The organism is Lujinxingia sediminis (assembly GCF_004005565.1).
Lineage (GTDB): Bacteria > Myxococcota_A > Bradymonadia > Bradymonadales > Bradymonadaceae > Lujinxingia > Lujinxingia sediminis.
Window position 1 is genome coordinate 244540 of record NZ_SADD01000002.1, and the last position, 16580, is coordinate 261119.

The following is a 16580-nucleotide window of genomic DNA, read 5'->3' on the forward strand; positions in this document are numbered from 1 at the left end:
TGCCCTGAACAAAAACCCCCGGCGGTGCGATGCACCACCGGGGGTTTTTGTTCAGGGCGACCGGCCACCCGGGGCAGCCGAGGTCATGGTGCGGAGCACGAACTCACGGACAATCCTGGCCGGGATTCGGTGCGTTATAATAGCAATCTTCCCACTCAGTGCTTGTGTTCGTCTGGCAACTTCCTCCTGAGCAGGTGCGCCGCGTGACCGAACGGCTTTTGATGGAAAACTCGCAAATCGGCACGATCGAGCACGACGACCAGTTGCCGTAGGTGGTGGCACCGCAGGTGGTGCCGTTGGACGCGTTGCAGTTCTGGCTCTCAGTGAAGTTATTGCTGGCGCAGGTGCCACTGCTGCAGGTGCGCTCGGTGCGGGTGCGGGTGCGAGTGCCCGTGCACTGGTTGCTGGCGACGTTGCAGCTCGACCAGTTATTCCAGGTCGTGCCCGAGCCGCAGGTGGTGCCATTGCTCTGATTGCAGCTCTGCGTCTCGGTGAAGTTGGCGCTTGTGCAGGTGCCATTGCTGCAGGTGCGCTCGGTGCGGGTGCGCGTCTGCGTGCCCGAGCACTGACCGCTGGCGATGCTGCACGATGACCAATTGGAATGGGTGATGCCCGAGCCGCAGGTGGTGCCGTTGCTTCGATTGCAGCTCTGCGTCTCGGTGGTGTTGGTGCTCTGGCAATTTCCGCCGCTGCAGGTGCGGTCGGTACGGGTGCGGGTCTGCGTGCCCGAGCACTGACCGCTGGCGATGTTGCAGCTCGACCAGCTATCCCAGGTCGTGCCCGCTCCACAGGTGGTACCGGGAGCCACGGTGCGCGTACAGCTCCCGTTTTCGGTAAGGGTATTCGACTGGCAGGTTCCGCCGGAGCAGGTGCGGGTGGTCACCTGACGCGACCGTGTGCCGGTGGTGTCACACACGTCGGCAAAGCCGCTGCAAGTCGTCCAGGGCGTCTCAGTGACGCCCCCCTCGCAACTGTTGCCGGCGGTGGAGCGGGTGCAGCTGGCGGTGTCCGTCTCGACGACCGAACGCGTGGAGCAGGAGCCGCTTGCGCACTCCTGATATGTCACCGTGCGCGTACGGCTACCGCTGGTCGAGCATTGACTGGCGTAACCACAGTTCGACCAGCTGCCGTTCGTTACGCCGCCGCAGCTGATGCCGTTGGTATGACGTGCACAGCCGGCGGTATCGGTCTCGGTGCGGGAGGTCTGAGCGCAGCTGCCGCCCTGACAGGCATATTCGGTGACGGTGCGCGTGCGGCTTCCAGAGTCGGAGCACGAGTTGGCGTACGTGCAGCTCGACCAGTTGCCGGTCGCATCGGCCTGACACTGCGTGCCGTTGGTGGAGCGGGTGCAGGTCTGGCTCTCGGTGGCGGTGCGCGTGGAACACACGCCGCCCGCACACTCGCGATAGGTCACCGTGCGCGACTGCGTCCCGGTCTGCCCGCAGACACCGCTGAACCCTTCACACGCGCTCCACGGGCTGTACGTCTCCTCACCACAGCTCGCCCCGGTGGTGGCGCGAAGGCAGGTCTCGGTCTCGGTGTCGACGCGCTCATTGCAGTCACCGCCGTCGCACTCAAAGTAGGTCACCGTGCGGCTGCGCGTGCCATCCTGATCGCAGACGCTGTCAAAACCGCCGCACGCGCTCCACGCGCCGGCCTCTGGCGCGCCGCAGGCCTGGGCGTTGGTGTCGAGCACGCAGGCCTCGAACTCTTCCTCTTCGACAACCTCACAGCCACCGTCGGCGCAGACGTAGCTTGTGATCACACGGCGGCGCTGACCTTCGGTGGTGCATACGCCCTGCTCGCCAGCGCCCTGGCAGGCGCCCCACTCACCCGTTACCGTCTCACCACAGGTCTGGTCGTCGGTCTGGCGGGTGCATTCCTGCGTCTGCACCTCCTCGCTGACTTCGCAGGTCATCGCGTCGCCGCAGCTGGAGGTGGTCACGGTGCGGGTCTGGGTGCCGACCTCAGCGCAGGTGCCCTCGCCAAAATCGCAGTCGCTCCAGGGCGTCGCAAGCGGCTCCTGACAGTCCTCGCCAAGCTCACACATCTTGCCCGGCGCGCAGGCCTCGCACTCGGAGCCGCCGCAGTCGATGTCGGTCTCATCCCCGTTCTGCAGGCCATCGTCGCAGGTAGACACCACGCAGCTGCCCTCCACGCACTCGGCGCCCTCTTCCGAGCAGCCCTCATCGCCGGAGCACGCGCCGTAGCAGACGCCGCGGTAGCAGGTCTCACCTTCGGAGCATTCGGTCGTCGAGCAGTCCAGGGGCACGCAGGAGCCCTGGTAGCAGCGAGAGCTCGGATCGCAGCCGTCGCTATCCTCACACGCCAGGTAGCAGACCGAGCGGTAGCAGGTCTCATCGGCGGCGCACGCCACATCAGCGCAACTCTCATCGACGCAGACCCCGGCGGTACAGAAACCCGAGGCGCAGTCGGAAGACGTCCCACAGGATTCTCCCAGCTCGCAGGTCGCGCAAGCTGGACCGCCGCAGTCCACCCCACTCTCCTGGCCATTTTGCTCGCCATCATCACACGAGGACGCGGGCTGCGCATCGGCGTCGGGCTGGCCGCTGTCGGGCTGGCCTACGTCCAGATCGCCGACATCGTCGGAACGAAGGGCTCCGCCGTCGTCGATATTACACGCGAGCACAAACGTGAAGATTGCGGCGATCCACCACGTCTTCTGCAGGGAACGCTGACCTCGAATCCACTGAACCATAGACCTTTCTCCTAAAACCATGACACCTTCGAGGTCGATGGGTCGGCGACCCTCGCCGCGAATCGATCGCTTCTCTCACCTGTCCGACGGCACGCTCGGAAGCGAACGCCGAACCGGCCGCACGTAACAGGCTATAAAGCATTTTTCCACGATGGACGGAATAAATCCTGCCTTCCAGCTTAGGGCAAATTTTGCGCAATTTACAAGTTTTGCCACAATTCACAGGAGCTTACCTATGACGCGATGGCATCTGCCCCGAAGCCCCGAACGCATCGTCTGTTTGACCGAAGAGACCACCGAGCTTCTCTATCTGCTCGGCGAGCAAGAGCGCATTGTAGGGATCAGCGCGTACACCGAGAGGCCGGCACGGGCCAAAAGCGAGAAGCCGGTGGTTTCGGCCTTTATCGGCGGAAGCGTCAAAAAGATCGCCGCGCTCAAGCCCGACCTGATCATCGGCTTTTCGGATATTCAGGCCGAGCTGGCCCACGATCTGATCAAGGCCAACCTTCCGGTAGCGGTCTTTAATCAGCGCAGCCTCCAGGAGATTTTAGAGGTGATGGTGATGGTGGGTACGCTTGTGGATCGGCGCGCTGAGGTGTTGGAGCTGACTCGGGGGTATATCGCGCGGCTGGAAGCCGCGCGGGAAAGAAGCGCCGCCGCGAAGCGGCGGGTTCGGGTTTACTTTGAAGAGTGGGACGAGCCTCGCATCACCGCTATTTCGTGGGTCAGCGAGCTTATCGAGCTGGCTGGCGGTCAGAATATCTTTGCCGAGGCCTCCACCGGCAAACTCGCAAAAGAGCGCTTTGTCGATGACGACGCCATCATCAACGCCAACCCGGAGCTGATTCTGGCAAGCTGGTGCGGCAAGCCCGTCGACAAAGAAAGCATCCGCCGGCGTCCGGGCTACGAAAAGGTGGAGGCCATCGCGCACAAGCGCATCATTGAGCTCGACCCGGCGATCATCCTGCAGCCTGGCCCGGCCTGCTTAAGCGCGGGCCTCGACGCCCTGGAAGCAGCCATTCGGCCACTGGCTGAGAACTAAGGGCGCCGTACTGCACCAACATCGAAAAAAAACGGCAGCCCCCGCCCCTCATACGGACGTCCTTCGTATGAGGCAAGCGTTCCTTACGTGAAAGAACGTAACGCGCTGTGTGCAGAAGCGCGCCCCATTTTTTGGGCTGCTTCACGCGCGCTTCGGGCACAAAAAAGCCCTCGCCGACCGGGGTCGGCGAGGGCCTGTGGAGCGTGAGCCAGAGCCTTAGAGGGGTTCAAGCTCGCAAAGGATCTGATGTCCTCCGCCACCGCCACCGTTATCAACGCAGCTACCGCTCTGACAGCAACCACGTCCGTTATTACAGGTCGCGCCATCGAAGGCGTCGCAGGCACGCCTCTCGGAGCGCGTCACATCGACACAGCTGCCGCCGGAGCAACGCCGGTCGGTGCAGGAGCGGAACTGATCCCCCCGGCATTGGTCCGGCTCGACCAGACACGCACCGAAGGGCGGCCAATCATCACAGACCGATAACCCGCAGACGCCGCCATCGGTGTCTCGGCTACAGGACCCGGTCTCGGTTTCGGTCACGGTGGAGCAGCTGCCCCCGGAGCACCGCTGGTGCGTGACCGTGCGCGTGCGGGTGCCGGCCTCCCCACAGGTGCCAATAAATCCGCTGCACGCGCTCCAGCTTCCGTGCGTCGTCGAACCGCAGCTCATCCCGTTGGTCGTGCGCGTGCAGGTCTGCGTCTCGGTGCGCGTCACGTTGCTGCACGAACCACCGCTGCACACCCGATCGGTCGCCGTGCGCGTCTGCTCACCCGTCGTGTCGCAGGTGTTGCTGAATCCACCGCACGCGCTCCAGCCCGTGTAGCTCGTCGAACCGCAGCTCTCACCGTTGGTCGTGCGCATGCAGGTCTGCGTCTCAGTCCGCGTCACGTTGCTGCACGAACCACCGTTGCACACCCGATCGGTCGCCGTGCGCGTCTGCTCACCCGTTGTGTCGCAGGTGTCGCTGAATCCACCGCACGCGCTCCAGCTCGTGTAGGTCGTCGAACCGCAGCTCTCACCCTGGGTTGCCCGGCTGCAGGCCTCGGTCTCGGAGGCGACGCGCTCCGCGCAGGTGCCGCTCCCACACTCAAAATAAGTCACCGTACGGCTGCGGGTGCCCGTGGTATCACAGGTCCCGGAGAAGCCCCCGCATGCCGACCACGCCCCGGCCTCGGGGGTGCCGCAGGCCTGCGCATCGGTCTCGAGCACGCAGGCCTCAAACTCCTCGTCTTCCACCACCTCACAGCTCCCCTGGGCACAGGCAAAGCTGGTGATCACCCGGCGACGCTGCCCCTGGGTCGAACACACGCCTTGCTGCCCGGCCCCCTGACAGGCCCCCCACTCGCCAACCACCGTCTCACCACAGGCTTCGGCATCGGTCGTGCGGGAGCACTCCCGCGTTTCCACCTCATCTTGAGCCTCACAGGTCTGGGACTCTCCACAGCGATACGACACGACCGTGCGCTCCTGGGTGCCCACCTGCGCGCAGGAGTTCTCGCCGAAGTCACAGACGCTCCACTCCCCTTCGACGCGTGCCTGGCAGTCGCTCAGCTCCAGACATGTCTTGCCTTGAGCGCAGGCATCACACTCGGCGCCGCCGCAGTCAACGTCGGTTTCCGCACCGTTTTGCAGACCGTCGGTGCAGGTGGCCACCACGCAGCTTCCCTCCACGCACTCGGCGCCTTCCTCCGGGCAGCTCGTAGCGTCGGAGCAGGCCGCGTAGCACACCCCGCGGTAGCAGGTTTCATCGCTCTCGCAGGTGGTTGCCGAGCAATCCAGCGGCAGGCAGACCCCTTCGTAACACCGCGAACTGGGGTCGCAAGCATCGGCCCCCTCACAGCTCAAATAGCATACCGCCCGGTAGCAGGTTTCATTGTCGCCGCAGGTCACATCGGCACAGCTCTCGTCCACGCACACCCCATCGGTGCAGTAGCCCGAGTCGCAGTCGGAGCCCTCCCGGCATTCTGGCTCATCAGGGGTATCTGGCGCGTCGGGGGTATCCGGCTCCCCACCGTCCTCCAGCACCGGAACATCCGGGCCGACGTCATCCTCGGGTCCGGGTTGAATGAGCCCACTGTCAGAGAGGTTGCAGGCGATCATGAATATAAAAAGCGCACTCAGCCCCCAGACTCGCCGCCCACGGCATGTTAGCTTTTGAATCATTTCATTCTCCTCATCGACATGAGATTCATTTCCCTTGGGATGGCCTGCCCGGCGGCGTGCACTCTCGTAAAAGGGTCGCTTGTTGAGCCCTGACTGTCAAAAGCGCAAGTACCTTTGCGCCGATCTCGATTCAAGTTCTTTGTCATTCGTTCGTCCCGGGGGCACGGGACTCTTCATGCAAGAGCATCGTCCCCTCCCTTTTTTTACGCCCGCTTGCAGCCTCAAGAACAAAAAAGCCCCCCTCCCGGAACAGGAGGGGGGCTGTGCATCAGCAGCGCGCCGCGGTACTGGCGAGCATGCACATCACATCAGGCAGGGCACCGGGTTGGGATCGCTGTTGGAGACACAAACGTTCTCCGAAGAACAGCAGCCCGCCTGCCCACTGCTCGTCTCGCAGGGATGTCCTATCTGGCAGCGCGCCTCCATACAGGGACCATCATCGTATGTGCTGCGGATCGCTTCGCAGGTTCCCTGACCATCGCATTTCGGATCCCAGGTCGAAACTCGCCACCGCCCCATCACGCACTCGCGGGAATCAACCGGAATCGCCATGGAACAGTAGGTTCCCTCCTCCACATAGATCTGGCAGGCCGAGTTCTCGGTGGTCGTTACCGTCTGATCGCATGCACCGGTGGTACCGCAGACCGGCGTGGTGATCGTCGTCGTCTGCTGGCCCGCTTCGGTACAACTGTTGATCGTGCCTCCGGTCGCCATGCAGTCGGTGATGCGGCGCCTCCCGATGCCGCAGACGCGCCCGGCGGTACGCAACACGCAGACCTCGGATTCAGTCACCGTCGATGCGCTGCAGCCCCCATCGGTGCAATGGTACTCGGTGCGCTCGCGCGTCCGTGTTCCGGCGGTGTTGCACACTTCACCGGGAACGTCGGCCCTGCAGGGGCCCCATTCAGTGACCTCCTCAGCGTTGCAGATCGCTCCGATGGTATCGCGCTCACAGCCCCGGGTGTCGACCAGACGCTCTTCCACCTGCTCGCAGCTGCCCTCGCTGCACACGAAGGTGATGATGTCGCGCACACGCTCACCTGTGGTATCGCAGGGGCTCGCGTAGACGCACTCCGACCAGCCACTGTCGATCGGCTCCCCACACTGCTGATCGACAGAAAGCTCGCGGCGACAATCGCGCTCTTCGATCGCCTCGCTCATTTCACAGGTTCCCGACTCTCCACAACTAAACGTCGTCACAGTTCGGGACTCCACGCCCGTCAGAGCGCAGACGTTATCGCCGAATACGCACTCCCCCCAGGGACCGGCCTCGCTGGGCTGGCAGTCCGAGGTCTCACTACAGACCGACGCCTCGTAGCAGACGCCCCGGTAGCAGGCCTCGCCAGCACGGCAGACCACCTCGGAGCAATCGGTGGGGATACAGGCCCCCTGGTAGCAACGCGAGCTCGGATCGCAGGCGTCTGACTCCTCGCACGCCAGGTAGCAGACCCCGCGGTAGCAGGCTTCTTCGTCCCCGCAGCTCACATTTTCGCAGCTCTCATCAACGCAGACCCCGCCGGTGCAGTACCCGGTGGCGCAGTCGTCTGAGAATACGCAGGACTCACCAAGCTCGCAGGCTTCACATTCGGTGCCGCCGCAATCGACATCACTCTCATCGCCGTTTTGAACGCCATCCTCACAACCCGGTGCCACCTCGGTATCGGGCTCCTCCGCATCGGGCTCCTCCGCATCGGGCTTGTCTGCATCGGGCTTATCCGCATCTGGAAGCCCCGAATCCCCCTCACCGATATCGGCTTCGCCTCCCCCGGGACCGTCGTCGGCGAGCATCACCGCCCCGTCATCCACGTTACAGGCGGCCAGTGTGAGGAGCAGGCAGCTCACCCAGATCATCGCCCAGCGCGACTTTTTCCCCTTCCCGTCCAGATTCATCTCATCCTCTGATCAAAATTTTTCGATACCAACGCGTCACACAAAGCTCGACCATGGAAGACGAGCCCCTCTGGCGTCGACATCCACGACCTTCAGCTAACCTTTCGGTCAGGATAGAATAGTATCTGAACGCAATGCAAACTTATTTTACGACCGCCCGAAAAAAACCGCGTTTCCCCGGTGACTTAGCCCCTACGCAGCCAGGAGTCCGAACCTCCAACACGTCTGAAGAACCAGCGTCTGAAGAACCAGCGGCCCAAGCCCCCGGACCGGACATGCCCCTCTGTTGTCCATGCTCCCCCCCGGAGCACTCAGCGCGCATGCAGCCGGCTGGCCTTGACCTCGGCGACCGAGCGACACCCGGCCAGCCCCATCGTCAGATCAAAGTCAGCTTTGAAGTTACGCAGCACCTCCACCACTCCCTCCTCACCGCCGGCGGCCAGCCCGTAGACATAGGGCCGGCCCAGGAGCACCGCGTCAGCGCCCAGCGCCAGCGCCTTAAAGACGTCGGCGCCGGTGCGAATCCCGCTGTCGAAGAAGATCGTCACATCCTCACCCACCGCCTCCGCGATCGCCGGAAGGGCCTCAATCGAGCTGAGCGCCCCGTCGACCTGACGGCCCCCGTGGTTCGACACCACAATGCCATCCATGCCGTGCTCTTTGGCCAGCCGGGCGTCCTCCACAGCTGTGATTCCCTTGAGCACAATCGGCAGATCGGTGCACTCGCGCAAAAAGCTCAAATCCTCCCAGGTCAGCGAAGGACGAGAGTAGATGCCGGTGAATTTGCGCACGGCTGCCAGCGCCTCCCCGCTGGTCAGGCTCTTGAAAAACCCGTCGGGATAATTCCCGGCGAGCTCCATGAGCACGCGGATCGTGGCCAGATTGACCTTGCGCTCCGGCCCCACCTCCTGGTCGAGCTCATCCTCTTTGAGCAGGCGACGAAAGACCGGATCGGAGGTGTACTGCGCGATCCCCTTGCCCCTCAAAAAGGGCAGGTACGCCAGGTCCAGATCCCGGGTGCGCCAACCCAATAAGGTCGTGTCCAGCGTGACGACAATCGCTTCACAACCGGCCTTCTCCGCGCGCTGCACGAGGCTTTTGACCAGATCGTTGGAGACGCTCCAGTAGAGTTGAAAGAAGCGCGGCGTCTCACCCAACTCCCGGGCGCAATCCTCCATAGGCACCGAGGCCTGATTGCTGAAGATCATCGGGACACTCTCGCGCCGCGCCGCGCGCGCCACAGCCAGATCCGCTTCCGGATGCGCCATCTCCAGCACGCCGATAGGCGCCAGCATGTAGGGCGAGGGGTAGCGCGTACCGAAGATCTCCACCGACGTGTCGCGCACCGAGACATCGCGCAACATCCGCGGCACGATCGCCCACTTCTCAAAGCCCTGACGGTTGGCGGCCATCGTGCGCTCCATCCCCGCGCCGCCGGCCACGTAACCAAAGGCCTCCGGGCTCATCGCCTCGCGCGCGCGCTCCTCCTGGCGAGCGATATCCACCGGCACTGCCGGCGGCTGCCCGCTGACCCCGCGCACATAGATCTCGGTCTGACGCTCACGGCCGATACCGGGCTGCGAGGGGGAGGGGGACGTCGGTTTCTGAGGCTTCGACATAGGGGGGGCTCCTTAAACCAGTACATCACGAGGTTCGCCAACAATGCGCCGTATCCGGGATCGACACCCAGAATGACCGGCTCTCTAAAGAGCGCGGCCAGCAAAAAAGACGCACACCATTCTGATGCCCTGAGCTTTGTCTGCCGGCCCGATGAGGTCAAGCCCCTCGCCGCCCTGAGCGGAAGTCATCCCACCGGGAAAAAACGCAAGAAACACCGTCCCATCCCTCGCATAGGCGTACCCGAATAAAAAACCGGCCGCGATGCGCTCGCGGCCGGTTTTTTCTCTCGATCTTCCCGGGCAACCTGCCCCCCTCCGAGATTTAGAAAGCCGTCTCGGCTAACCCCTTAGAGCTCGCACACGCGAATGGGCTCGCCGGGCCGACTCTGCGGCTCACAGTAGCCGTTGCCGTCGCAACATCCCGACCAGCCATTGTTAGCCGTGCAGCTCCGGCCAATGAACGCATGACAGCTCTGAGATTCCGTGCGCGTGGTGCTCGAGCAGCTCCCATTGGAACAACGGTAGTCGGTGCAGCTACGCGTCTGGGTGCCGGTGCACTGACCAAAGCCGGTCTGGCAAAAGCTCCAGTTTCCACAGGACGATCCAGAACCGCAGCTGATCCCGTCGGTGTTGCGGCTACAGTTGTCTGTCTCCGTCGTCGTGCTCGACGTGCAGCTGTTGTTGGAACAGGTGTAGGTTGTCACGCTTCGCGTCCGGGTGCCCGTCTCATCGCAGCTGCTGGTAAACCCACCGCAACTCGACCAGTTGCCGGTCTGCGTGGTCCCACAGCTAGTCCCATGAGTCGAGCGAGTGCAGGCCTGCGTCTCAGTCGCTGTGGACGTCGTGCACGTTCCGCTGGAGTTGCAGATGTAGTCGGTACGCGTGCGCGTCTGCTCACCGGTGGTATCACACGTTGAACTAAATCCGCCGCAGCTTCCCCACGAGGTGTGGGTGGAGGCTCCGCAGCTATTGCCCGTCACGCTGCGCGTGCAGCTCTGCGTCTCGGTACGATTAACCGTGGTGCAGGTACCATTGGAGCACTTGCGCTCGGACACGGTGCGCGACTGCTCACCGGTCCGATCGCAGGGACTGGAGAAGCCGCCGCAGCTTCCCCAGGACCCGGTACTCGTTGTCCCGCAGCTGCTAGAGTCGGTGTCACGGTAGCAGGTACGACTCTCGGTGAAGTTCGAAGAGGCGCAGCTCCCGCCTGAGCAATGATATTCGGTGCGGGTACGGGTCTGAGTACCGCTCTCATCGCAGGTGTTCGAAAAGCCGCCGCAATTCGACCAGCTCGTGTAGTCATTGCCACCGCAACTGTTTCCTTGAGTCACCCGGGTGCAGGCCTGGGTCTCGGTCGCTGTGGAGGTCGTGCACGAGCCGCCCGAGCAGTTGTAGTCGGTGCGCGTGCGCGTCTGCGTCCCGGTTGTATCACAGGTGTTGGCAAAGCCGCCGCAGGCACTCCAGGAGGTGTGGGTCGACGAGCCACAACTCACGCCAGACCTGTCACGGGCACAATCCGAACGCGTTGACGTCTGCGAGGTCGTCACGGCCCCACAGTCGCCACCGGAGCAGGTGCGCGTCGTGACGCTTCGGGTGCGCGTGCCGGTCTCAGAACATGCATTGGCATAGCTACATGTCGATGACCAATCGCCGTAGGTCACTCCGGCGCCGCAGCTATCACCTGTTGTGATGCGATCGCAATCCGAACGCGTCGCGGTCTGACTGCTCGTCACCGAGCTGCAACTACCATCGGCGCAGCTCTGCGTGGTCACACTCCGGGTGCGCGTACCTTCCAGCGCGCACACCGAGGCGTACTCGCAGCTCGCCGACCAATCACCATAGGTCACGCCCTCGCCACAGCTCGTCCCGGCGGTGTTGCGCACACACGCCGTCGTGTCGATCTCCGTCGTCGTGACCGACTCGCAGCTGCCCCCGACGCAGCTCCGCGTCACAACGCTTCGAGTACGCTCACCGTTGAGCGAACACTCGGTGGCATACTCACAGCTCGACCACTCACCGTGGGTTACGCCCGCCCCGCAGCTCATGCCCGTGGTATCACGGGTGCAGCTCTGCGACTCCGTGCGATCCACCGAGGAGCAGTCGCCACCGGCGCAGATGCGGTCTGTGGCGGTGCGGGTCTGGGTGCCCTCCTGTGCACACTCATCGGCAAACCCTCCGCAGGCGCTCCAGTCGCTGTGCGTCGTTCCACCGCACTCCACATCGGCGGTGTCGCGGGCGCAGTCCGCGTGAACTTCCGTCTCACTGGTTGTCACAGCCTCACAGCTGCCGCCGGCGCAGCTCCGCGTCACCACACTCCGGGTGCGCGTACCTTCCAGCGCGCACACCGAGGCGTACTCGCAGCTCGCCGACCAATCACCATAGGTCACGCCCTCGCCACAGCTCGTCCCGGCGGTGTTGCGCACACACGCCGTCGTGTCGATCTCCGTCGTCGTGACCGACTCACAGCCGCCGCCGGCGCAGCTCTGCGTCACCACGCTTCGGGTGCGCTCACCGTTGAGCGAACACTCGGTGGCATACTCGCAGCTCGACCACTCACCGTGGGTTACGCCCGCCCCGCAGCTCATTCCCGTGGTATCGCGGGTGCAGCTTTCGGTCTCAACCTCCTCGCGCGGCGCACACGAATCATCGCCGGCGCACTCATAATAGGTCACCGTGCGACTACGGGTGCCCTCCAGCGCGCACGCGTTGGCAAAACCGCCGCAATCGCTCCACGCCCCGTAGTCCGGCTCCTGGCACTGCACCCCTCCCTGGTCGCGGCTGCAGCTCTGCGTCTCATCGCGCTGGCTCGGCACGCACGCGCCACTGCCACAGGCGTAGCTTGTGATGGTACGGGTCTGCGTGCCCGTCTGACTGCACGTCCCGTCAAAGCCCATACAGGGGCCCCACTCCCCAACCTCCTGAGCGCCGCACTCCAGCGCGTCGGTCTCAAGCGCGCAGCTCTCAACCTCTTCGGAAATCGACTCCTGGCAGCCACCTTCGGCGCAGCTATACGTGGCAATCTCACGGCGGCGCTCACCCTCCAACGCACACACCGAAGCACCATCGACCGCCTCACATCCGCTCCACTCGCCAATGACAGCCTCGCCACACGCAAGCGCATCGGTCTCGCGCACACAGCTCTCAACCTCGTCGCGCTCGGCGGGCTCACAGCTCTGTGAGGCGCACGCAAAACTCGTCACCGTGCGGCGACGCTCGCCATCATAGGCGCAGAGATCGGCCTCGGCGCCTTCCAGCGCCTCACAGCTGCTCCACTCCCCAAACATCGCTTCGGCGCAAACATCGGCTTCGGTCACACGCTCGCAGCTCTGCGACCCCTCGATCTCCTCCGAGGCGCACACGCCTTCCTCACCACAGCTAAAAACCTCGACCACACGCGTCTGCACCCCGGCCTGAATACACGCATCACCGTCTTCAAACACACACTCGCCCCAGGGGCCCGCCAGTGCTTCGCCACAATCCGCATCAGCGCCGCACTGCTGGCCAACGTCGCAGGCTTCGCAGGAGTCCCCGCCGCAGTCCACATCGGACTCCGCGCCGTTCTGAACGCCGTCGTCGCAGGTGGGCACCACGCAGCCGCCCTCCACGCACTGCGCACCTTCCTCAGAGCAACTGCCATCATCCTGACACGTCGCGTAGCACACGCCCCGGTAACAGGTCTCCGCCGCGCCACAGATCACATCATCGCAGCTCAGCGCGGTGCATGCGCCCTGAAAGCAGCGCTCTTCAGCGCCGCACTCCGCGCTATGATCACACGCCGCGTAGCACTGCCCCCGGTAGCAGGCCTGACCTTCGTCGCAGGACACCCCTTCGCAGCCCACGCCCACGCAGATGTTGTTCTGGCACAGCCCGCTTGAACAGTCGCCCCCATCCTCACAGCCCTGCCCCGGCTCGCACGCCTCGCACTCCGAGCCGCCGCAATCCACGCCGGTCTCCCCGCCATTCTGCTCGCCATCGTCGCAGGTCGGCGCCGGAGGCACATCGCCCACATCCGGCAGCGGCGCATCAAGCAGATCCCCCACGTCCAGGCCATCGTCGGGGTCCGCTACGATCACCTCCCCGTCGGAATCGGAACACGACAAAAGTCCCAGAGATATGAGCACCACTACCAGCCAGGAGCTCAACCATCGAGAGCGCTTAGAAGTCATCGGTAAGGCCATACGTTGAGGTTTTTCAAGGAGTAAGGGACTGCCGGACACAACTCACCATGTCGTCCACAGGCTCTCGTGCATCTTCCCCCTTGAGAGCCGGACCTCCGGCGCAGACGCGCCTTCATCGAGATGTAAACAAATGTTTCACCACTCCTTTTTGTTACAAAAACCCACAAAAATCCAGAGAAATCGGGAATATTGGCATCTTCACATAGTCACAATCACCCGAAGTCTCCCCGCCTCGACTCGCACCACGCAAAAAGGCCGCCCCCGGGAACTCCCGGGAGCGGCCTCTTCACATGACGTACACCGCGTCAGCTCACGACCTTCGCTCGCTACCACGCCGTGAGACGATGGTGCTCGTCGCTGGATGCGAGCTTAAACGCAACTTCGGCAAGGCGCGAAACGCAGGCGCTGCTTGAGCATCATCAAGGCTTTACGACAGAGCCCGAGATGCTTTCAATGCAGCAGATGCCGCATCAACGATAGCTCACGGCGTCCTACTCGCCGCGAACTCCAATTACTCCAGAACGCGCAGCAGCTCTGCCTCAAAGCGCTTCTGCAGCGTCGTGTCCCGCTCCAGGCGCTGCGCGAACATCGTATAATCTTCAAAGGCCATGCCCGACTCCTCGACCACAGACTGAAGCCGGGAGATCGCCTCCTGCTGGACCTTCTGCACGTCTTCAGGCGACTGCACCGAGGCCATCTTCTTCTGCACCTCAGCCTGCACCGGCTGCATCGCCATAAAGGCCCGGGCGAACGCCTTCACCTGTGCATCGTCGAACTCCTCCTGCTCCACCTCCGGCGCAGCGGGAGCCTGCGCCCCCTCGGAGCTCGCAGCCTCATCCTCAGACGCAGCTTCGTCGTCCACCTCCGGCTCCTCAATCACCTCCGGCGTCTTGATCACCTCGGGCGCTTTGGACTCATCGCCGGCGCTCTCGGCGCTCACCTCGGGCTCGGTCTGAAGATCGGGCTTCTCGTCCACCTCGCAGGCCATCAACCCGGCAGCTCCGAACGCCAGAAGAAGTCCACGCAGCGCGTTATGTCGGTGAATCCAGGGCTTCAGCTTCATCGTTGCTCCTTCCATTCGAGTTGCGGAGGCTCGCCGAACCCGACCATCCAGGTCCGACACGTCACGCGTCATGATTTGCAAGATGCGTTCTACCCTCGCCAGGCGTGATATCTCACCCGAAATTCACCCTGTGACCCCGAAAATACGTGCCGATATGCGACATGTTGCACATCACAACACCTGTTGCCCCCTCGTTCTCCCCTTTCGAAGGGGCCGAACCTACCCCTTACCGTTGGCTCGTTCCTGGTAGCGATCCGCCACGATATCGCGCAGCGCACGCGCCTCCACCCCGGCCGACTCATTGACGATGGAGGCCTCCAGAATCGCCTTCGGATCAACCTCGTGCACCGCCGTGCGCAGACGCGCATACGAGAAACGATCGATGATGCAGTAGATGATCTGCCGGGGCTCCCCGCTATAGCCCCCCACCCCCTGCAGGAGCGTCACACGCATCTTCATCTCTTCGACGAGCTTGCGTCGAACCGGCTCGCAGTTGTCGCTGATGATCATCACCGAGACGACCTGGTTGAACCCCTCCAGCACAAAATCGATGACCTTGGTGACCAGAAAGAACACCGCCACCGAGAACATCGCGCTCTCCAGGCCGAACACCAACGCCGCCCCGCTCAAAATCACCACGTTGATCGAGAGCAGAAAGGTGCTCACCGGAATGTTGAAGCGCTGGTTGGCCCAGACCGCCAGCATCTCGGTGCCGTCGATCGCCCCGCCATTTCGCACCACAATACCCACCCCCAACCCCAGCAGGAGCCCCCCGTAAAGGACGATGAGCACCTCGGAGGTCGTCACAGCCGGAACATCGCGCAACATCACCAGCCCCAGCAACGCCACCGCGTTGCTGTACCCGGTACGCCAGGCGAACGTCTTACCCAGCGCACGCGCGCTGATCACCAGAATCGGGCCGTTAAGACAGAGCAGAAAAAGCCAGATCGGCAACCCGAAGAGCTTCGCACCCATGATCGAGAGCGCCGTGGTACCGCCATCGACCAGGCTGTTTGGCGCCAGAATCAGCTCCAGCGCCAGCGCCACGAGGACCGCACCCACCGTCAACATCAGATAATCCACAAAGGTGCGCATCCATCCTCACATCTCTCAACCATCATCACTCGCTACGAAGCAGCTCGACCATCTTTTCGGTCAACCCCTCGGCCCGGGCCGCCTGAACGCTCTCACGCGCCAGCAGCGCCTGACTGTAGGCCTGGACCTCTTCCAACCCGTCAAGAAGATCGCCCCAGCCCATCACCTCCATCGAGGCCCATCGCGTAAACACCGGGGCCAGGGTCGCATCCACAAGGCTGAAGGACGCACCGGAAAAGTACGGTCCTTTTTGACGCTCGCGCAAGGCTCCTTCGATACGCTCCAGCGCACTCCGCACCGTCGCACGCCCCTGCTCAACCCGGACCGGGTCGCCGCCGGCAAACCACAGCGTCCCCACCCCATCCATCAGCACATCGTTGGCAAAAGCTATCCACGCCCGCGCGCGCGCCCGCTCCAGCGGCCCCTCCGGAAGCAGCGCCGGCTCGGGGAGCACCTCCTCGAGAAACTCGTTGATCACGCTCGACTCGAAGATCGGCACCTCATCGACCACCAACACCGGTACTTTGCCGCGCGGCGAGAGCTTGAGGAACCAGTCGGGCTTATCTTTGAGGTCGATGAAAACCTGCTCAAAGGCCTGCCCCTTCTCATGGAGCACCACACGGCTGCGCTCCACATACGGACAGAGATCAAACGAGATCAGAGTATACGTCGACGACATCTTCGCGCTCCTGCTTTAAGTCTGAGACAACGGCACCATGCCGACTCCCAAACACAGCACCGCTGCGCTCTCGTCAACACAGGGCAAACGCATCTCCGCGTTGCCTCAACGCAACTTCGGCAGAAACGCCCC

Annotated in this window: 9 protein-coding genes; 1 reads left to right on the plus strand and 8 read right to left on the minus strand. The window is 63.4% G+C overall.

Features of this window, described 5'->3' with window-relative positions; translation table 11 throughout:
• Nucleotides 1-103: 103 nt before the first annotated feature.
• Nucleotides 104-2719, minus strand: coding sequence for a hypothetical protein (locus EA187_RS06760; protein ID WP_127779690.1), 2616 nt, complete (start codon nt 2717-2719; stop codon nt 104-106).
• A 235-nt stretch (nt 2720-2954) separates the two neighbouring features.
• On the opposite strand from EA187_RS06760, the gene EA187_RS06765 reads away from it, so the two are divergent.
• Nucleotides 2955-3761, plus strand: a complete 807-nt coding sequence (locus tag EA187_RS06765) for an ABC transporter substrate-binding protein (RefSeq protein WP_127779692.1) — start codon at nt 2955-2957, stop codon at nt 3759-3761.
• Nucleotides 3762-3977: 216 nt separating this feature from the next.
• Here the strand turns inward: EA187_RS06765 and EA187_RS06770 are convergent, their stop codons facing one another.
• From EA187_RS06770 to EA187_RS06800, 7 genes are all read right to left on the minus strand, one after another.
• Nucleotides 3978-5924 carry a hypothetical protein gene (locus EA187_RS06770; protein ID WP_127779694.1) on the minus strand — a complete coding sequence of 649 codons (1947 nt, stop codon included), beginning with the start codon at nt 5922-5924 and terminating at the stop codon, nt 3978-3980.
• A gap of 303 nt (nt 5925-6227) precedes the next feature.
• On the minus strand, nt 6228-7814 hold the full coding sequence (locus EA187_RS20330; protein ID WP_164856068.1) for a hypothetical protein: 1587 nt from the start codon (nt 7812-7814) through the stop codon (nt 6228-6230).
• A 311-nt stretch (nt 7815-8125) separates the two neighbouring features.
• A complete protein-coding gene (locus tag EA187_RS06780; protein ID WP_115606546.1) occupies nt 8126-9433 on the minus strand; it encodes a lactate 2-monooxygenase in 1308 nt (435 codons plus the stop codon).
• Between the two features lie 347 nt (nt 9434-9780).
• Nucleotides 9781-13599, minus strand: coding sequence for a serine-rich family protein (locus EA187_RS06785; protein WP_127779695.1), 3819 nt, complete (start codon nt 13597-13599; stop codon nt 9781-9783).
• A gap of 523 nt (nt 13600-14122) precedes the next feature.
• Nucleotides 14123-14674: a DUF4168 domain-containing protein gene (locus EA187_RS06790; RefSeq protein WP_164856069.1), complete on the minus strand. Its 552-nt coding sequence runs from the start codon at nt 14672-14674 to the stop codon at nt 14123-14125.
• Nucleotides 14675-14893: 219 nt separating this feature from the next.
• Nucleotides 14894-15769 carry a YitT family protein gene (locus tag EA187_RS06795; RefSeq protein ID WP_115606540.1) on the minus strand — a complete coding sequence of 292 codons (876 nt, stop codon included), beginning with the start codon at nt 15767-15769 and terminating at the stop codon, nt 14894-14896.
• 25 nt (nt 15770-15794) lie between these two features.
• On the minus strand, nt 15795-16448 hold the full coding sequence (locus tag EA187_RS06800; RefSeq protein WP_127779698.1) for a glutathione S-transferase family protein: 654 nt from the start codon (nt 16446-16448) through the stop codon (nt 15795-15797).
• Between the last annotated feature and the right edge of the window lie 132 nt (nt 16449-16580).